The organism is Oxalobacteraceae sp. CFBP 8761 (genome assembly GCA_014841595.1).
In the GTDB taxonomy this organism is placed as follows: Bacteria; Pseudomonadota; Gammaproteobacteria; order Burkholderiales; family Burkholderiaceae_D; genus Telluria.
Genome location: JACYUE010000002.1, coordinates 814188 through 833016 on the forward strand (window position 1 = coordinate 814188; position 18829 = coordinate 833016).

The window sequence follows — 18829 nt, forward strand, 5'->3', positions numbered from 1 at the left end:
TAATGCAGGTTCTGACGAATCTGGTGGAGACGTGATGAACGTGCTGGTGGTCGACGATGACGTGGTGGCGCGCATGATGCTGATGCATCTGGTGGACAGCTGCGGCAGCCATGCGATCGTCGAAGCCGACGATGGCGCCGATGCCTGGCGTCAGCTCGAAGCGGGCCTGCGGCCCGATATCGTGTTCTGCGACCTGCGCATGCCGCACCTGTCGGGCCTCGAACTGCTGCAGCGCGTGCGTCACGACCCGCTGCTGGCCGCGCTGCCGTTCGTGCTGGTCTCGGCGGCGTCCGACAGCGCCACGATGGACGAGGCGGCGCAGGCCGGCGCCAGCGGCTACATCGTCAAGCCATTCCGCCACGACGACGTGCGCGTCCAGTTCGAGCGCCTGTTCCCGCCGGCCGATGCAAACGACGCGAATGACGAGGCTCCGGACGCCGTCGTGCGCCGGCTTGGCATCGACATCGAGCGTCTACGTGTGTATCTGGATGGCCTGGCGCGCCAGGTGCAGGCGGCGCAGGGTGGTTTGGCCGAAGGCGCAGAGGGCGCCGAACAGCTTGCGCGCCTGCGCGCCGGCTGTACCATGCTCGGCCTGCACGGCGCCGCCGAAGCGTTGGGCCGGGCGCCGCTGGCGGCAGGCCTGGCGCAGGCGCAGGCAGCGGTGATGCGCCAGATCGAGCGCGCGGCGCGTGCATGATGCCGACGGCCTGCCTGCCTGACAAAGTTCCTTGCTGCCGGTGTGCTTTGGACTTACAGTATCCTGCGGGTGTTGCCTGACCGGCGCTGCCGGTCGACTGCTTCGTTGTCAGCCGGGGATCACGCCATGAACGACGTCACCAGTGCAGCGCTGTGCCCCTCCGGCCACACCGATGGCTTCGCGCGCGCGCACTTGCCGCCGCGGGACACCTGGCCCGACTTCCTGTTCGATCTCCCCGAGCTGCAGTACCCGGAGCGCCTGAACTGCGCGAGTGCGCTGCTCGATGACGCCATCGCGCGCGGCTGGGGCGCGCGCACGGCGCTGATCGGCGCGCGCGAACGCCTGACCTACGCCGAATTGCTGGCGCAGGCCGACCGCATCGCTCACGTGCTGCGCCACGATCTTGGGCTGGTCACCGGCAGCCGCGTGCTGGTGCGCGGCGCGAACTGTCCGATGATGGCGGCCTGCATCCTGGGCGTGATCAAGGCCGGCTGCATCGTGCTGCCCACCATGCCGCTGCTGCGCGCACGCGAACTGGGCGCCATCGCCGACAAGGCGCGCATCAATGCGGTACTGTGCGCCGATGGTCTGGTGGACGAAGTCGATGCGCTCGGCCTGAAGGTGCCGGTCGTGGTGTTCGGCACGCCGGCGCCCGCTGCACCCGATGCGCTGGAAGAACGCATGGCCCGCCACGACGCCCCGTTCATCGCTGCCGACACTGCGCGCGACGACGTCTGCCTGATCAGTTTCACCTCCGGCACCACCGGCATCCCGAAAGGGACCATGCACTTCCACCGCGACGTGCTGGCCGTGTGCGACTGCTTCCCGCGCCACATGCTGGAGGCGCGCGCCGACGATATCTTCATCGGCACACCGCCGCTGGCGTTCACGTTCGGGCTGGGCGGCCTGCTGCTGTTCCCGCTGCGTGTCGGTGGCGCGGGCGTGTTGCTCGAACGCCTGAGCCCCGAGGCGCTGCTGGCGGCCATCGCCGACTACCGCGCCACCGTGTGCTTCACGGCGCCCACCTTCTATCGCCTGATGGCGGCGCAGGCGGACCGTTTCGACCTGACCAGCCTGCGCGCCAGCGTGTCGGCCGGCGAGCCGCTGCCGCTGGCCACGCGCGCGGCCTGGCAGACGGCCACCGGGCTGGCGATGATCGATGGGATCGGCGCGACCGAACTGCTGCACATTTTCATTGCCAGCGCGGGCGCGGCCATCCGGCCAGGCGCGACCGGCAAGCCGGTGCCGGGCTACCAGGCCTGCATCCTCGATGCCGACGGCGTACCTGTCGGCCCAGGCGTGATCGGCCGTCTGGCCGTGAAAGGCCCGACCGGCTGCCGCTACCTGGACGACGAGCGCCAGCTCGACTACGTGCAGGATGGCTGGAACATCACGGGCGACGCCTACGAAATGGACGCCGACGGCTATTTCTACTACCGCTCACGCACGGACGACATGATCATCTCGGCCGGCTACAACATCGCCGGCGCTGAAGTCGAAGAAGTGCTGCTGCACCATCCGGCGGTGGCCGAGTGCGCCGTCGTCGGGCGGCTCGACCCCGAGCGCGGGCAGGTGGTTGAGGCCCACGTCGTGCTGCGCGCAGGGCAGGTGGGGTCGGCGGATCTGGCCTGCGAACTGCAGGAATTCGTGAAGGCGCAGATCGCGCCGTACAAGTACCCAAGGGCCATTTTGTTCAAGGAAAAACTGCCTCGCACCGAAACCGGTAAACTACAACGCTTTAAATTACGCACGAACGCAGATTGAGGACAGCATGCAGGAAGTGGATGGACGTGAACAAGACCCAGCGATGGGCGGGGCAGCCGAGCTGGACATGGAAAGCCGCCTGACGGACGAACATCACCAATCGCTGCGCCTGTGGCTGCGCATGCTGTCGTGCACGACGCGCATCGAGAACGAAATCCGCAGCCGCCTGCGCACGACGTTCGACATCACGCTGCCGCGCTTCGACCTGATGGCGCAGCTCCAGCGGCATCCGGACGGCCTGCGCATGGGGGAACTGTCCAAGCGCATGATGGTCACCGGCGGCAATATCACGGGGATTACCGATCAGCTCGAGCGCGAGCAGCTCGTGGTGCGGGTGCAGGATGTGAACGACCGGCGCGCATCGGCGGTCAAGCTGACGCCAGCGGGGCGCGCGGCGTTCGACGAGATGGCGGCCGTGCATGAGCGCTGGATCGAGGAAATGCTGGCCGACGTGGCGGCGGAAGACAAGGCGACGATGATCGCGTTGTTGTCGACGATGAAGCGCAGTTTGCGGGTAGATGACGGCGTGTAGCTGGTCCCCCCGACTGGAATCGAACCAGTATCCCACGCTTAGGAGGCATGTGCACTATCCATTGTGCTACGGGGAGGACGCCCGCGCCGCCAGGTGCTGACGGCGCGAAGCAGGGCAAGCCTGCAGTCCGGCGGGCAGGCCCCGCAGGGCGGGCTGGTACCGTGAACCGGTTGCAATTATAGCCGGGATCGAAATAGAAATGCAGGTTCATGCCCGGCAGTCGGTACAATGTGCCCCTTAATCAATCAACGCACCTTTTCTTCCCGCGCCAAGAATTTTTCGCGCGACGAAACGCATACCGATCATGGCTGTCATCTCCATTAGTTCCGCTCAACTTGCTTTCGGCCACGTGCCGCTGCTCGACCACGCTGATTTTTCCCTCGAGACCGGCGAACGCGTCGGCCTCATCGGCCGCAACGGCACCGGCAAATCCTCGCTCCTGAAAGTCATTTCGGGCCGTTCGCGTCTGGACGATGGCTTGCTGGTCATGCAGCAGGGCGTCACCATCGCCTATGTCGAGCAGGAACCGGTGTTTGACCTGAGCATGACGGTGTTTGCCGTGGTTGCCGGCGGCATGGGCGACCAGCAGGCGATGCTGACCGAATACGAAGAACTCACCGGCAAGTTCGGCCAGGGCGACGACGACGCGCTGATGGAGCGCATGCATGTGATCCAGACCAAGCTCGATGCGAACGACGGCTGGAACCTGGCGCACAAGGTCGAAACCACGCTCGATCGCCTGAACCTGTCGGGCGACGCGCTGATGGGCACGCTCTCGGGCGGTATGCAAAAGCGCGTCGCGCTGGCCGTGGCGCTGGTGTCGGCGCCGGACGTCCTGCTGCTCGATGAGCCGACCAACCACCTGGACTTCACGTCGATCAAGTGGCTCGAAAGCCTGCTGCGCGAATTCCGCGGCTCGGTCCTGTTCATTACCCACGATCGTAGCTTCCTGGACAACGTTGCTACCCGCATCATTGAACTCGACCGCGGCCGTCTGCTGTCGTTCCCGGGCAATTTCACGACTTACCAGGCGCGCAAGCAAGAGCTGCTGGCCAATGAAGAAGTCGAAAACGCCAAGTTCGACAAATTCCTGGCGCAAGAAGAAGTGTGGATCCGCAAGGGCGTGCAGGCACGCCGCACCCGCGACGAAGGCCGCGTGCGCCGCCTGGAAGCACTGCGTTCGCAGCGCGCGGTGCGCCGCGACCAGCAGGGCCAGATCAAGCTGGACGTCGCCACGGGCGAACGCTCGGGCAAGATCGTTGCCGATCTCGAGAACATCTCGAAGATGTATGGCGACAAGGTCATCGTCGACAACTTCACCGGCACGCTGATGCGCGGTGACAAGGTCGGCCTGATCGGACCGAACGGCGCCGGCAAGACGACGCTGCTCAAGATCATCCTGGGCGAAGAAACGGCCGACAGCGGCAAGGTCCGCCTGGGCACCAAGCTGAACGTTGCGTACTTCGACCAGATGCGCACCCAGCTCAATGAAGAAGCCAGCCTGGCTGACACCATTGCACCGGGCAGCGACTGGGTCGAGATCAATGGCCAGCGCCGTCACGTGATGACGTACCTGAACGACTTCCTGTTCTCGCCGGAACGTGCACGTTCGCCGGTCAAGTCGCTCTCCGGTGGCGAGCGCAACCGCCTGCTGCTGGCGCGTCTGTTCGCCAAGCCGGCCAATTGCCTCGTGCTCGATGAGCCGACCAACGATCTGGACATCGACACGCTCGAGCTGCTCGAAGAACTGCTCGAGGAATACACGGGCACCGTGTTCCTGGTCAGCCACGACCGCACGTTCCTCGACAACGTCGTCACGCAGGTGATCGTGGCCGAAGGCGCCGGCAAGTGGCGCGAATTCGTCGGTGGTTATACCGACTGGGAACGCGTCAAGGCGGCCACGCCGGTGGTCCAGGCGCCGGTCAAGACCAGCGCGCCGAAAGCGGACGACACGGCGGCCCCGGCCGCCAAGAAAGTCAAGCTGAGCTACAAGGAGCAACGCGAGCTGGAAGAGTTGCCGAAGCTGATCGCGACGCTGGAAGACGAACAGTCGGCCATCACCGCGCAGCTCAATGGCCCGGACTTCTACAAGCAGAACCCGGCCGATGCCAAGCGCATCAATGCGCGCTTTGCCGAAATCGAAGATTTGCTGCTCGACGCACTCGAGCGCTGGGAAACGATCGAAGCGCGCTCGCGCGGCGTGTAAGCAACAGGGGCGGCCAATGACCAGGCGGAGCGACTTTTCATGATCGACAACAACGAATCGCGCGCCGCCCGCCCAGCGGGCCCGGGGTCTGCGGCCCCTGCGGCCGACGAACCCTTCCTGACCCGCGCCGCCTGGGCGCGGATTCTGCCATTCGGCACCTATATCCTGTTCATGGTGATTGGCGACTTGCTCGAACGCATGGGGATGAGCCGGGCCGACCTGCGCTGGCTGTATCCGGTACAGGCCGGCGCCGTGGTGGCGCTGCTGGCCGTGTTCTGGCGCCAGTACGACGAGCTGCACCGGTTCAGTTTGCGCCTCTCGCACACGCTCGTTGCCATGGTCGTCGGCGTGATCGTGCTGGTGCTATGGGTCAATCTGACGCTGCCCTGGATGACGCTGGGCAGCTCGCCCGGCTACGATCCACGCACGCATGGCGAGATCGACTGGCTGATGGTGACGCTGCGTATCGCCGGCGCGGCGCTGGTCGTGCCCGTCATGGAAGAATTGTTCTGGCGCTCGTTCCTGATGCGCTGGATCGAACAGGCCAACTTCACACTCGTTGATCCGGCGCGTATCGGATTCAAGGCGTTCGTGATCCCATGCGTGCTGTTCGGCTTTGAGCACACGCTGTGGCTGGCCGGTATTGTGGCCGGCGTGGCGTATGGCGTGTTGTATATGAGGCACCGCAACCTGTGGTCGCCCATCCTGGCCCACGCTGTCACGAATGGGTTGCTGGGCGTCTGGGTCGTCTACACAGGGGGCTGGCAATTCTGGTGATTCCTCCGGTAGTACGACCCGTGGAAGACGATGACCATGCCAGCCCCTTCAGCGTTGCATCGCCTTTCTCCGGTCGCGCTGTGCGCCGGTGCCCTCTGGTGCTTTCCTGCAGGCGCGGCGTCCACGGCGCCAGCTGAAGGCATACAACTGCTCGCCGGCATCGGCTGGGCCCACGACGACAACCTCCTGCGCCAGGCTGACGGTGCGCCCGCGTTCGGCGGCGGGCGCAGCGACAGCTACCGCACGTTCGAAGCGGGTGTGGCGCTCGACCAACACATCAGCCGCCAGCGTATCGCGGCCACCGCCAAGGTGTCGAAGAATGCGTTCGATCGCTTCAGGCAGCTCGACTACACCGGCCACGACCTGCAAGCGACGTGGTTCTGGCACATCGGAACCCAGTTCGACGGCCGCGTCGAGGCGCTGGATATCCGCACACTCGCGCCGTATACCGACTTCAACAGCGACCAGCGCAACCTGCGCCAGCAGCGCCGCCAGGCATTCGATGCCGGCTGGCAGCTGCACCCGAGCTGGAAACTGCGCGCAGGCGCCGAGCGCGACAAGGCAAGCTACGACCTGGCGATCCAGCGCTTCAACAACCGCACCGAAAAGGCATTCGAAACCGAACTGCTGTACCAGCCCAGGGGTGGCAGCGCACTGGGCCTGGTCGCACGCCGCGTCAAGGGCAGTTATCCATACCGTCGGCCAGCCATCGCGACGATGCTGACAGACGATTTCACGCAGGACGAACTCAAGCTGCGCGTGAACTGGCTCGCCACTGGCTCGACCACGGTGCAGGGTCTGGCCGGTTACGTGCGGCGCGAGCAGCCGTCGTACGGCGAAGGCGTCACGAGCGGCATCAACGGCCGCATCAATGCGTTCTACACGCCGCGCGGTGAGGTCAGCTATCAGGCGGGCGTGTGGCGCGAGTTCGCGCCCATCGAAAGCCCGTTGGTCAGTTACACGCTCAACAAGGGCGTCAGCGTCGGCGTCAACTGGGCTGCCAGCGCCAGGCTGGCGCTCGAGGCCAGCGCGACGTACGAGCGGCGCAGCTACACGGGGCGGGGTGACTTTACCGGCGCCGACGCGCTGCGTGACGCGATCCGGTCGGCCAGCGTGCGCGCCGTGTGGCAGGCCCGGCCCGGGGTGAAGGTCGTTGCCGCGGTTGTCCACCAGGCGCGCACCGCGTCCGGGCTCGGCACTGGCAAGTTCGATGCGAACGTGGTGCAGGTCAGCGCCAATGTGTTGTTCTGATGCCGATCCTGCGGCCGTGATGTTGATGTTTTTTTTTGCGGAAAAACGCGGATTGGTTGCGCTGGCGCTAGCGCAATCAGGCCAGTGGCTTTTCAGTGGAACCGATGGGTTGCTGACGCATCGAATGGCATGTCGGGCATGTATTTGCCGCCCCGTTGCAACGATCAACGATGCTGGAGGAATCATGAAACGTATCGTCACATGGATGGTGGCCCTGGCGTTGATGCTGGGCATGGGCATGGGCATGGTCACAGCTGGCGCGGCCGAGGTGCTGCTGGGGCCGGGGGATGTGGTCAAGCTGTCGGTGTATGGCAGTCCCGACCTGTCAATCGAGACCCGCGTCAGTGAAAGCGGCCATCTCACGTTTCCGTGGCTGGGGCAGGTGGCCGTCGGCGGCATGCCGGTGGCGACAGCCGAGAAGACCATCGCAAGCCTGCTCGAAAAGGGTGGCTACCTGAAGCAGGCCCAGGTCAATATGCTGGTGACGACCCTGGCGAGCCAGCAGATTTCGGTGCTGGGCCATGTAAACCGGCCCGGGCGCTATCCGGTAGACGGCCGCCGGCGCGTGCTCGACATGCTGGCGCTAGCGGGCGGCATTCATGGCGATGGCGGCGACATGATCAGCCTGGTGCGCACGCGCGATGGCAAGACCCTGCGCGAGACCATCGATGTGGTCGACATGGTGCGCAAAGGCGAACTCGACAGGGATGTGGAAGTGGCCGGCGGCGACATCATCTTTGTCGAACGCGCGCCACGGGCGTATATCACGGGCGAAGTCAGCCGCCCGGGACCATTCCGGCTCGAGCGCGGCATGACGGTCCAGCAAGCCTTGTCGGCTGGCGGCGGCCTGAGTCCGCGCGGCAGCAGCAATGGCATCCGCATCACGCGCAAGGCAGACGGCGGGCAGCCAATCTCCCTGGACGCCCGTGCCAGCGACATCGTCCAGGTCGATGACGTGATCGTCGTGCGCGAAAGCTGGTTCTAAACGTCCATCGCCTTCGCGCCTACTTCGACGTTGCCACCAGCCCAACAGGGCCAGCGTGGCGACACACTTCTTGCATGGATGGCATCATTTCCTTGAAAACATTGATCAAGGATAGAGGCATGCAAGCGTGGTGGACAGAAAGCTGGGAGACGATTCAACACGAATTTTCCGATCTGGGCGATGCCGAGGATGTGACGATCATCGTCGTGCGTCTGCTGGTGGCGGCGGTGCTGGGTGGTTTGCTTGGCTATGAGCGCGAAACGAAAGGGGCTTCGGCCGGGTTGCGCACGCACATGCTGGTCTCGGTTGGCTCGGCATTGTTCGTCTTGATTCCATTGCAGGCCGGCATGACGATCCAGGACCTGTCACGCGTGTTGCAGGGTGTCACGGCTGGTATTGGTTTCCTTGGCGCTGGCGCGATTCTCAAGCAGCGCGATCAGAACGATATCAAGGGATTGACCACTGCCGCCAGTGTCTGGATGACGGCGGCCATTGGCGTTTCCGCCGGCATGGGGCGCGAAGGCACGGCAGTGCTGAGCGCAATGTTTGGACTGGTGATCCTCGCGTTTGTTCGCTCGCCCAGCAAGCGCAACGCTGACTGACAGTGGGACGGCTGCGTACGCCAGTGACCCGGGTGTACGCGCCAGCGCGCCGAGGTCTCATGTGCGGTTCAAAGTATCAGCGCCGATGACAACTGCCTGATTATGCGATTCGCTGACCCGCTGTTGCACCGGCTATCTTGTTGTTGTTTGCCAACTTCTTGCTGCGGCAATGGCAATGTGACCTCGTTTGCCTTCTTCCAGATGACAGCGTGGCGACCCACGCGGCATTCTCAAACCCGGTCAAAACTGCCCGATTTTGTACCATCGTGGCAAGCTGCCCGTCCGCGAATACGCACCCCGAATCGTGCGTAGCTCGCGACACACTTGAATGTATTATCGGAAAAATTGTGCCTTTACCAAGTGCTTGAGCGCGAGGGTGCGGCGTTCATCGCCCCTACACCGGAGGTACGCTGCGATCCACGGACGCTTGGCGGCGGATGGCAATCGGTTGATGAGGCAGATTCTGCATGAAGGAAGCGCAATGAACGGAACAAACATGGTGTGGCTGGTCAACCGCTTGCGCTGCATGTCGGTGGCTGAGATGGGGTACCGGGTCCAGCAGGCCACTGCGATCCGGCTGGGGCGGAGCCTGGCGGGCCGCACGCAGTTGGCGCTGGCGCGCTCGGCGCCGCCGGCCGTGCCGACACTTAATTTAGGCGTGCGCGGTGCGCCCGAGCTCGATCCAGGCGAGGTCGAGGCGCTGCTGCTCGACGCGGAGCGCATCTGCGCAGGGCACGTCGTGCTGTTTGCCGATGGCCGCTTTGACGTGGGTGTGCCAACCGCATGGAACCGCGACCCCGACACCGGTGTGACCGCGCCGGCCGTGTACCGGGGCGACCTCGCCATTACCGACCGCGAACTGGTGGGCGACATCAAGCATGTCTGGGAACTGAATCGTCACTTGCACCTCGTGCGGCTGGCACAGGCCTGGACGCTCACGCGCGATGCGCGCTGGATGGATGCGCTTGCGCAAAACCTGCGCAGCTGGCTCGAGCAGTGTCCACCGCTGACCGGCCCCAACTGGACCAGTTCGCGGGAACTGGGCATCCGGCTCATCAACTGGAGTCTGATCTGGCAATTGATCGGTGGGGACCGCAGCGCGCTGTTCGAGGGCGATGCCGGGCAGCGCCTGCGCGCGGACTGGCTCGGCAGCATCCACGCCCATTGCCGTACGATCGCGCGCCATCTGTCGCGCCATTCGTCAGCCAACAACCATCTGATCGGTGAACTGGCCGGCCTGTACATGGGCGCAGTCACCTGGCCGTGCTGGAAAGAATCGCGCGATTGGCAGACGCTGGCGCAGAACGAGTTGGAAGTGGAAGCCCAGGCGCAATTCTCGCGCGATGGTGTCAACCGTGAGCAGGCCTTTGGCTACCACTTGTTCGTCTGCGAATTCCTGTTTGTGGCCGGCTTGCTGGCCCAGACCGGCGGCCACAGCCTGCGACCGTTTTCGCGTGCTTACTGGGGTAGTCTGCAGCGCGCGCTGCGCTTCTTGCGCTCGGTACGCGACGTCGGTGGGAATGTGCCGGCCGTAGGCGACGCCGACGATGGCTGTGTGTTCCGCCTGGACGCCTCGGGCATGGACCGCGCCGCGCAGTTGCTGGCGCTGGGCGACACCGTCTTCGGCGGCCATGCCGACAGCCACCCCGGCGTGCGCTGGCTGCTGCACACGTTGCCGGGCGGGCGGCCCGATTGCGATCCGCACGAGGTCGATACGGGCTGGGCCTTTCCCGATGGTGGCTATCTGCTGTTCGGCAATCGCTTTGGTGAAGCGGACGAAATCAAGGGCTTGCTCGACTGCGGCCCACTGGGCTATCTGGGCGTGGCTGCGCACGGTCACGCCGATGCGCTGGCGCTGGCCCTGTCGATCGCGGGTGAACCTTGCCTGGTCGATCCCGGGACCTATTCGTACGGCCAGGACGACAAATGGCGCGATTATTTTCGCGGCACGTCCAGCCACAATACGGTGCGCATCGACGGTGTTGATCAATCGGTTTCGGGTGGGCGTTTCATGTGGCTGCGCAAGGCCGTCGCCAGCATCGAGCGCATGCCGGCCTCGCCCCACGAATTCGATTTCCGTGGGTCGCACGACGGCTATGCGCGTCTGCCCGATCCAGTCCGCCATGTACGCAGTGTCCGCTTCGAGAGCGCCAGCAACACGCTGACCGTGCGCGACGAGGTGTCCGGCAAGAAGCCACACAAGGTCGAGTTGTTCTGGCACTTCGCGCCCGGGCTGGACGTGCGCCTGACCAGCAACGGCCTGGCCGTAAGGGGCCGCCGCTTCGTGCTGCAGATGCAGGCCAGTGGCGAGGACTTGCATCTGGAGCTGGTGCGCGGCGCCGAAAATCCGCCGCTCGGATGGTACTCGGCCACATACCAGTCCAAGGTGCCGTGCGACGTCTTGCGGATCTCGACCGTGTCGTCTGCCGTGCCGGTGGAGTGCAAGTTTTCCATCACGTTCATCGACGAAAAGTAGCGCACTGCCCGTAGCAAAGGCATGCCGCGCACGCGTTTGGTCGCTGCACCTCGCTCCACTTCGCTGCACCCGCTGATTGCTTGACGAACGGTATGTTGTTGCGAAACCCCGGGAGCAGGGCGCGCTCTGAACTTCATGTTGCAGTGCAATCTTGAGCACGGGAACGAGTGTTGCCCGTGCACACGCGTGCGTGCGCACAGAATCGGTTAATGCATTGTAAAATAGATAAGCTTTAGCTGCGGTATATCCTGAACCGTGTTGCTGCGCCTCTTTTACAGGGTCCAGCCACATCCGGTGAACTCGATCCGTACTGCGGCGCCGGGCACGTGCAAGGGGCGGGCAGGCACGAATTCTCGTTGGGTACTCACGAAGATATCGTGCGCGGGTCGGGCAGATGTATTCTAGGCATGGTGCGCCGCAACCGCGGCAACCGGCTATCGCGCCGGTCCCGTTGTTCGAAGCACAATGGTTGCCACGTTCCGAGAACGCGCGCACCAGCAGAGAACAGCAACAAACAGCAGTAACTGGCATCAAGCACTGGCTGGAAGCATCACGGCTATTGCACACAATCGATCACAAAAAGTGAAGGCAGAGAGCAAACACATGAAGATTCTCGTTACTGGCGGTATCGGTTACATCGGTTCGCACACCGTCGTTGAGCTGCAAAGCGCAGGGTACGACGTGGTGGTGCTCGACAACCTGTCCAATGCCCAATTGTCGGTACGCGACCGCGTGCAGCGCATCAGCGGCAAGCCATTCGCCTTTGTCGAAGCGGACATCCGCGATCGCGCGGCGATGGAAGCGGCGTTCGCCGAGCACAAGCCGGAAGCCGTCATCCACTTCGCTGGCCTGAAGGCGGTAGGGGAATCCGTGGCCGAGCCCCTGCGTTACTACGACAACAATGTTTCGGGCAGCGTCGTGCTGTTTGAAACGATGGCCAAGTTCGGTTGCAAGTCGCTCGTGTTTTCGTCGTCAGCCACCGTGTATGGCGATCCGGCCTCGGTGCCAATCCGCGAAGACTTCCCGCTCTCGGCCACGAACCCGTACGGCCGCAGCAAGCTGATGATCGAAGAGATCCTTCAAGACCTGGCCAAGGCCCAGCCCGACTGGCGCATTGCGCTGCTGCGCTACTTCAATCCGGTGGGCGCCCACGAGAGCGGCCTGATCGGCGAAGAGCCAAGCGGCATTCCAAACAACCTCGTGCCCTACATTGCCCAGGTTGCCAATGGCCAGCGCGAGAAACTGTCGGTCTTCGGGGGCGATTACAACACGCCCGACGGTACCGGCCAGCGTGACTACATCCACGTCGTCGATCTGGCCATCGGCCACGTCAAGACGCTGGACCGCCTGGCCAAAGGGCCGGGCATCGTCGCCTACAACCTTGGTACCGGGCGCGGCAACAGCGTCCTGGAAATGATTCGCGCATTCGAAGCGGCCAGTGGCCGCACGGTCGCCTACCAGATCGTCGACCGCCGCCCTGGTGACGTGGCGAAATGCTACGCCGACCCGGCCAAGGCACGCGACGAACTCGGCTGGACCGCCGAACGCGATGTCGCTCAAATGTGCGCCGATGTATGGCGCTACCAAACCACTGCCAAATAATTCAAAGGAACATCGAATGAAAGCCATGATTCTCGCCGCAGGCAAAGGGACGCGCGTGCGTCCACTCACCTACGATCTGCCAAAACCGATGATCCCGTTGCTGGGCCGGCCCGTGATGGCCTACCTGGTGGACCACCTCCGAAAAAACGGCGTGTCCGAAATCATGGTCAACGTCAGCTGGCTGCATGAAAAAATCGAAGAGTACTTCGGCGAAGGCGAGCAGTTCGGCGTCCAGATCGGCTACTCGTTCGAGGGTTACACGAAGGACGACGGCGAAGTCGTGCCGATGCCGATCGGCTCGGCCGGCGGCATGAAAAAGATCCAGGAATTCGGCGGCTTCTTCGACGACACCACGGTCGTGTTGTGCGGCGACGCGCTGATCGACCTCGATCTGAAGGCAGCCCTGATGGAACACCGCCGCAAGGGCGCGATGGCCACCGTCATCACCAAGGAAGTGCCATGGGACAAAGTCTCGTCGTACGGCGTGGTCGTGACCGATGAAGAAGGCCGTATCCAGGAATTCCAGGAAAAGCCAGCCGAAGCCGACGCCAAGTCCAACTTCATTTCGACCGGTATCTATATCTTCGAACCAGAAGTCATCGACCTGATCCCGTCGGGCGTCTCGTTCGACATCGGCTCGGATCTGTTCCCGCTGCTGGCCGAGCGCGGCCTGCCGTTCTATGCGCAGGGCCGGCCGTTCAACTGGCTCGATATCGGCACCATGAGCGACTACTGGGAAGTGCTGCAGACGGTGCTGACCGGCGAAGTGAACCACATGCACGTGCCGGGCATCCAGATCAAGCCGGGCGTCTGGGTTGGCCTGAACACCAGCATCGACTGGGAAGGCACGACGATCGAAGGCCCGGTGTACATCGGCTCCGGCTGCAAAGTCGAGGCGGGTACGCGCATCGTGGGCCCGACCTGGATCGGCCACGGCAGCCACATCTGCGAAGGCGCCGAAGTCGTTCGCAGCGTGTTGTTTGAATACACCCGGGTATTGCATGATGTAACATTGAATGAAATGATTGTATTCAAGGAATACAGTGTCGACCGAAATGGCGAGATGAAGCACACTTCCGAGTATTCTTCCGAAGAGTGGCTCAATGCACGCGATCGCCGCACTTCGCGTCGCAAGGACACCCCAGATACCAACGAGTCAAAGAAAGAGAAAGTCAGCGCATGAAAATCTATCCAGTCATCCTCTCCGGCGGCGCCGGGACCCGCCTCTGGCCCCTGTCGCGTGCCGTTCTGCCAAAGCAGTTGCTGCCACTGGTTGCCGACAAAACCATGCTGCAGGACACTGCCTTGCGCGTGACGAACTGGCCTGGATTGATGGCTCCTCTGGTGGTATGCGGCAATGACCACCGTTTCATGGTGGCAGAGCAGTTGCGCGAAGTGGGCATCACGCCGCTGGGCATCCTGCTCGAGCCAGTTGGTCGCAATACGGCGCCAGCCGTGGCGGCGGCTGCGCACCATCTGCAACAGATCGATCCGGAAGCCGTCATGCTGGTGCTGCCAGCCGACCACGTCATCGAAAACGTTGCAGCCTTCCGTGAAGCGGTCGAGCGCGCGACGCGCCTGGTCGCGGCCGGCAAGCTGGCCACTTTCGGCATCGTGCCGAAGACCCCGGAAACCGGCTACGGCTATATCCGCCGCGGCGAACCGGTGGCCGATTGCAGCGATTGCTACAACGTGGCGCGCTTTGTCGAAAAGCCGGATGCCGCCACCGCCGAAGGCTTTGTTGCCGAAGGCACGTATTACTGGAACAGCGGCATGTTCATGTTCGGCGCCGCCCGTTACCTGAAAGAACTGGAAGAGCATGCGCCGGCCATCGCCGCCGCTGCCGACCAGGCCATGCATGCTGCCTACCGCGACCTCGATTTTTGCCGTCTCGACGAAACCGCCTTCTCGGCGTGCCCGTCCGATTCGATCGATTACGCGGTCATGGAGCACACGCGTGACGCGGCAGTCGTGCCGGCCGACATCGGCTGGAATGACGTCGGTTCGTGGTCGGCCCTGTGGGAAACCCAGCCGAAAGATACCAACGGCAATGCCCAGCGCGGTGACGTGTATCTGGATGGCGTGAAGAACTCGCTGGTGCGCGCCGAAAGCCGCATCGTGGCGGTCGTCGGTCTCGAAGACATCGTTGTCGTGGAAACGCAGGATGCCGTGCTGGTCACGAGCAAGAGCCAGGTGCAGCGCGTCAAGCAGGTGGTCGAACACCTGAAGTCGAAAGAGCGCACCGAGCACTTGCACCACACCAAGGTGTATCGTCCGTGGGGCCACTACGAAGGCATCGATGCGGGCGACCGTTTCCAGGTCAAGCGCATCACGGTGAAGCCGGGCGAGAAACTGTCGCTCCAGATGCACCACCATCGCGCCGAGCATTGGGTCGTGGTGTCGGGCACGGCGCGCGTGACGTGCGGCGATACGGTCAGCCTGCTGTCCGAGAACGAATCGACGTACATCCCGATCGGCATGAACCACCGTCTGGAAAACCCGGGCAAACTGCCGCTGCACATCATCGAAGTGCAGTCCGGCAGCTATCTGGGTGAAGACGATATCGTCCGCTTCGAAGATATCTACAAGCGCGCCTGATTCACCAGGCCGTACTACGCTGATACCTGGACGGTCGGCTTGACCGATCGGGTATCAGCGACAGTGGCGCCACGCGCTACTGGGTGACCAAAACCTGTATTACCTGTCCAACCCCGGCCAGGTCCACGCTTTTTCCACACCGACGAATGCTGCCTGCCGCGCGCTGGTGGCAATGGGCTTGTCTGTTAGAGGTCGTCCTACGACTTAATTCCCAATTGTGTTGTATGCATGCTGAAGATTAGTTCCTTCGGACTAATGCAGCGTCATCATGTTGTCAATTTGCGCATTTACTATGATTTTTGTTAATGAATGCCGCAAGCATGTCTTGCACGACAACCAACAGGGAATCCATGACCACCTTTGCATCTTTCATGCCACGGCGCACGCTGCTGGCGACCTTGATCGCGGGCTTTGCTGCGACAGCTTCGGCTGCTCCGGGCGACGTTGTGATCAGCCAGCTGTACGCCCATTCGAACAATGCCGGCGGTCAGTGGAGCCACGACTTCGTCGAGCTGTTCAATCGCAGTTCCTCGCCGGTCAGTCTGGATGGCATGAGCTTGCAATACCAATCCGCGGGCGGCACTACCTGGAATTCGGTCACGCGTTTGCCACCCGTGGAACTCAAGCCCGGTCAGTATTTCCTGATGGTCGGCCGCACCGGCACCCAGGCCAACGCCATGCCAGTGGGCACGGGCGACGTCACCAGCGCCAGCTTTGACATGGCGGCAGGTGGGGGCAAGGTGGCGCTGTCCGGTAGCATCACGCAGATGCCGGCGGGCAATGGCACGAACCTGATCGACCTGGTGGGCTTCGGCAGCGCCAACCACGCCGAAGGCGCGCCAGCACCGGTCCCATCGACCGTCAATTCGATCCAGCGCGCCGCACTGGGCTGCCAGGACACCGACAACAACCGTGACGACTTTGCCGCCGCGCCCGTCACTGGCCCACGCAGCACGGGCTCGGCCATCCAGGCATGCGGCGGTCCGGTCGTGCAGCCGATCGTGCTGACCTGCCCGGCGGCGGTCCAGGTCGCGCAGGGCAGCAGTTCGTCGACCGTCCTGTCGGCCATCGACGGCGACAGCATCGTCAACAGCGCCAGCATCATCGCCGGCGCCCGTCCCGGCATCAGCCTGCTCGACTTCGCAGCAGCCGGCGCCGTTGGCGGACGTGCCCAGGCGCAGCTCGTCATTGCCGACACGCTGGCCGCGGGCAGCTATCCGGTCCAGATCCAGTTCGGCAATGCCGCCGGTGACGCCGCAACCTGCTCCGTCAACGTCAATGTCGCCGGTGAATTGCGCATTCCTGCCATTCAGGGCTCGGGCGCAACCAGCCCGTATGTCGGCACGGTCCAGTCCACGCAAGGCGTGATCACGGCCAAGGTCGGCAGCGGCTTCTTCATCCAGGATGCCGCCGGCGATGGCGACCCGTCGACGTCGGACGGCCTGTATGTCTTTGGTGCCTCGACCGATGCGCCGATCGGCGAACTGGTGCGCGTGACCGGAACGATCATCGAATACCGTCCGACCGGCGCCACCCGCAGCTATACCGAATTTTCCAACGTCACCGGCGTACAGCGCCTGGGTACCGGTCCGACCGTTACGCCGACCAATATCGTGCTGCCGAACACCGATCTGGCCAGTGTCGAAGCCATGCTGGTGCGCTTCACGTCGCCATTGACGGTGAATGGCAACCGCAACGTCGGCGACCGTGGCGAACTGATCCTTGCCAATGGTCGCCGCGAAAATCCGACCAACCGCTTCCTCCTCGGTTCGCCCGAAGCGCTGGCCCTGTACCAGGAACACCAGGCCAACCAGATCGTGCTGGACGACGGCATCTTCGTCGCGCCAGCCGTGATTCCGTACCTGGCCGACGATGGCACCGTGCGCGTCGGCGACACCGTCACCGACCTGACCGGCGTGATCGACTATGGCGCGCTGGGCGGTGGCGGCGCCGGCTTCAAGCTGCAGCCGACCATGGCCCCGACCTTTGCCCGCACCAATGAGCGCACCGCTGCGCCGATCCTGCCTGCGGGCATCAAGGTCGGCAGCGCCAACGTGCTCAACTTCTTCACGACCTTCACCGACGGGCGTGACGCCTGGGGCCGCACCGGCCAGGGCTGCACGATCGGCAACTCGACGTCCGCCGGCAACTGCCGCGGTGCCGACAACACGGCCGAATTCATCCGCCAGCGCGACAAGATCGTCAAGTCGCTGGCCGCGCTCGATGCCGATGTGGTGGGCCTGATGGAAATCCAGAACAACCGTGACATCGCAGTTGGCTACCTGGTCGAGCAGCTCAACGCGGCCACGGCGCCGGGCAAGTACGCCGTCGTGCCGCAGCCGGTCGCGCTGGGCACCGATGCGATCCGCGTGGCGATGATCTACAAGCCATCGGTCGTGTCGCTGGTGGGCGGTGCGCTGTCGGACGGCAACGCCGTCAACAACCGTGCGCCGATGGCCCAGACCTTCATGGCCAGCAATGGCGGGGGCAAGTTCTCGGTGGTCGTGAACCACCTGAAATCCAAGGGCGGTTGCAGCGGCGCCGGCGCCGGCGATACCGATCCGGGCAATGGCGCAGGTTGCTGGGATCGTACCCGTACCGCACAGGCCCAGCGCCTGACGTCGTACTTCATCCCGCAAGTGATCGCGGCCGCTGGCGACCCGGACGTGCTGGTCATTGGTGACCTGAACGCCTACGCCTTCGAAAGCCCGATCAACCACCTGACCGGCGTGGCCGGCATGGTCAACCTGCTCGAGCGTTTCGTGCGCCCGAACGCGATGCCGTACTCGTATGTGTTCGACGGCCTGTCGGGCTACCTCGACCACGCACTGGCAAGCAGCTCGCTGGCAACGCAAGTGGTGGGCGCCGCTGAATGGCACAGCAATGCGGATGAGCCGGAAACCATCGACTACAACCTGAACGACACCGTGCAGGATCCTTTCCGCAACAATGCCTACCGTGCATCGGATCACGATCCGCTGGTGGTGAGCCTGAACCTGACGCCGGCGTACAGCGATGTTACGAGCAGTGTCAAGGTTGCCGTCGGCGGCCTTGCGTTCAACCGCGTCACCGGCAAGTACAGCGGCAAGATCACCATCACCAACACGGGCGCGACGGTGCTGAGCGGCCCGCTACATTTCGTGTTGCCGGGCTTGTCAGAAGGCGTCACGCTGGACAACCGCAGCGGTGTGCGCAATGGCGCGCCGTACCTGACGCTGCCGCAAGCCAGCATTGCACCAGGCGCTGTCGTCACATTCACGACCACGTTCACCAATACCGACCGACGGTCCATCACTTACACGCCGCAGCTGGTTTCCGGCGCGCTTTAAAAGGAAAATG

13 protein-coding genes and 1 tRNA gene are annotated in these 18829 nt (G+C 63.7%); 13 read left to right on the plus strand and 1 reads right to left on the minus strand.

The features are described from left to right. Nucleotides 1–34 precede the first annotated feature (34 nt). From IFU00_15955 to IFU00_15965, 3 genes are all read left to right on the plus strand, one after another. Nucleotides 35–697, plus strand: a complete 663-nt coding sequence (locus IFU00_15955; GenBank protein ID MBD8543779.1) for a response regulator — start codon at nucleotides 35–37, stop codon at nucleotides 695–697. 126 nt (nucleotides 698–823) lie between these two features. Beyond that, nucleotides 824–2461, plus strand: a complete 1638-nt coding sequence (locus IFU00_15960; protein ID MBD8543780.1) for an AMP-binding protein — start codon at nucleotides 824–826, stop codon at nucleotides 2459–2461. Between the two features lie 7 nt (nucleotides 2462–2468). Further along, nucleotides 2469–2993: a MarR family transcriptional regulator gene (locus IFU00_15965; GenBank protein ID MBD8543781.1), complete on the plus strand. Its 525-nt coding sequence runs from the start codon at nucleotides 2469–2471 to the stop codon at nucleotides 2991–2993. Nucleotide 2994: 1 nt separating this feature from the next. On the opposite strand, the gene IFU00_15970 is transcribed toward IFU00_15965, so the two are convergent. Next, a tRNA-Arg gene (locus IFU00_15970) sits at nucleotides 2995–3069 on the minus strand. 228 nt (nucleotides 3070–3297) lie between these two features. On the opposite strand from IFU00_15970, the gene IFU00_15975 reads away from it, so the two are divergent. The 10 genes from IFU00_15975 to IFU00_16020 all read left to right on the plus strand — a co-directional run bounded on the left by IFU00_15975 (nucleotide 3298) and on the right by IFU00_16020 (nucleotide 18819). Continuing rightward, nucleotides 3298–5199, plus strand: coding sequence for an ATP-binding cassette domain-containing protein (locus IFU00_15975; protein ID MBD8543782.1), 1902 nt, complete (start codon nucleotides 3298–3300; stop codon nucleotides 5197–5199). Nucleotides 5200–5238: 39 nt separating this feature from the next. Beyond that, a complete protein-coding gene (locus tag IFU00_15980) occupies nucleotides 5239–5976 on the plus strand; it encodes a CAAX prenyl protease-related protein (GenBank protein MBD8543783.1) in 738 nt (245 codons plus the stop codon). 36 nt (nucleotides 5977–6012) lie between these two features. After that, nucleotides 6013–7227: an exopolysaccharide biosynthesis protein EpsL gene (locus tag IFU00_15985; protein ID MBD8543784.1), complete on the plus strand. Its 1215-nt coding sequence runs from the start codon at nucleotides 6013–6015 to the stop codon at nucleotides 7225–7227. Between the two features lie 184 nt (nucleotides 7228–7411). Beyond that, entirely contained in the window at nucleotides 7412–8212 is an 801-nt protein-coding gene (epsE, locus tag IFU00_15990) for a polysaccharide export protein EpsE (GenBank protein ID MBD8543785.1), read from the plus strand. 119 nt (nucleotides 8213–8331) lie between these two features. Then, nucleotides 8332–8814 (plus strand): MgtC/SapB family protein, encoded by a 483-nt coding sequence (locus tag IFU00_15995; protein ID MBD8543786.1) that lies wholly within the window; start codon nucleotides 8332–8334, stop codon nucleotides 8812–8814. A 481-nt stretch (nucleotides 8815–9295) separates the two neighbouring features. Continuing rightward, a complete protein-coding gene (locus IFU00_16000) occupies nucleotides 9296–11290 on the plus strand; it encodes an alginate lyase family protein (GenBank protein MBD8543787.1) in 1995 nt (664 codons plus the stop codon). A 603-nt stretch (nucleotides 11291–11893) separates the two neighbouring features. After that, the gene (gene galE / locus IFU00_16005; protein MBD8543788.1) at nucleotides 11894–12892 is read left to right on the plus strand and encodes a UDP-glucose 4-epimerase GalE; all 999 of its coding nucleotides are present in this window, start codon (nucleotides 11894–11896) and stop codon (nucleotides 12890–12892) included. Nucleotides 12893–12908: 16 nt separating this feature from the next. Beyond that, nucleotides 12909–14075 carry an NDP-sugar synthase gene (locus IFU00_16010; GenBank protein ID MBD8543789.1) on the plus strand — a complete coding sequence of 389 codons (1167 nt, stop codon included), beginning with the start codon at nucleotides 12909–12911 and terminating at the stop codon, nucleotides 14073–14075. Continuing rightward, nucleotides 14072–15490, plus strand: a complete 1419-nt coding sequence (locus IFU00_16015; protein MBD8543790.1) for a mannose-1-phosphate guanylyltransferase/mannose-6-phosphate isomerase — start codon at nucleotides 14072–14074, stop codon at nucleotides 15488–15490. The genes IFU00_16010 and IFU00_16015 overlap by 4 nt, the downstream gene beginning before the upstream one ends. A gap of 350 nt (nucleotides 15491–15840) precedes the next feature. Then, entirely contained in the window at nucleotides 15841–18819 is a 2979-nt protein-coding gene (locus IFU00_16020) for an ExeM/NucH family extracellular endonuclease (GenBank protein MBD8543791.1), read from the plus strand. The last annotated feature ends 10 nt before the right edge of the window (nucleotides 18820–18829 follow it).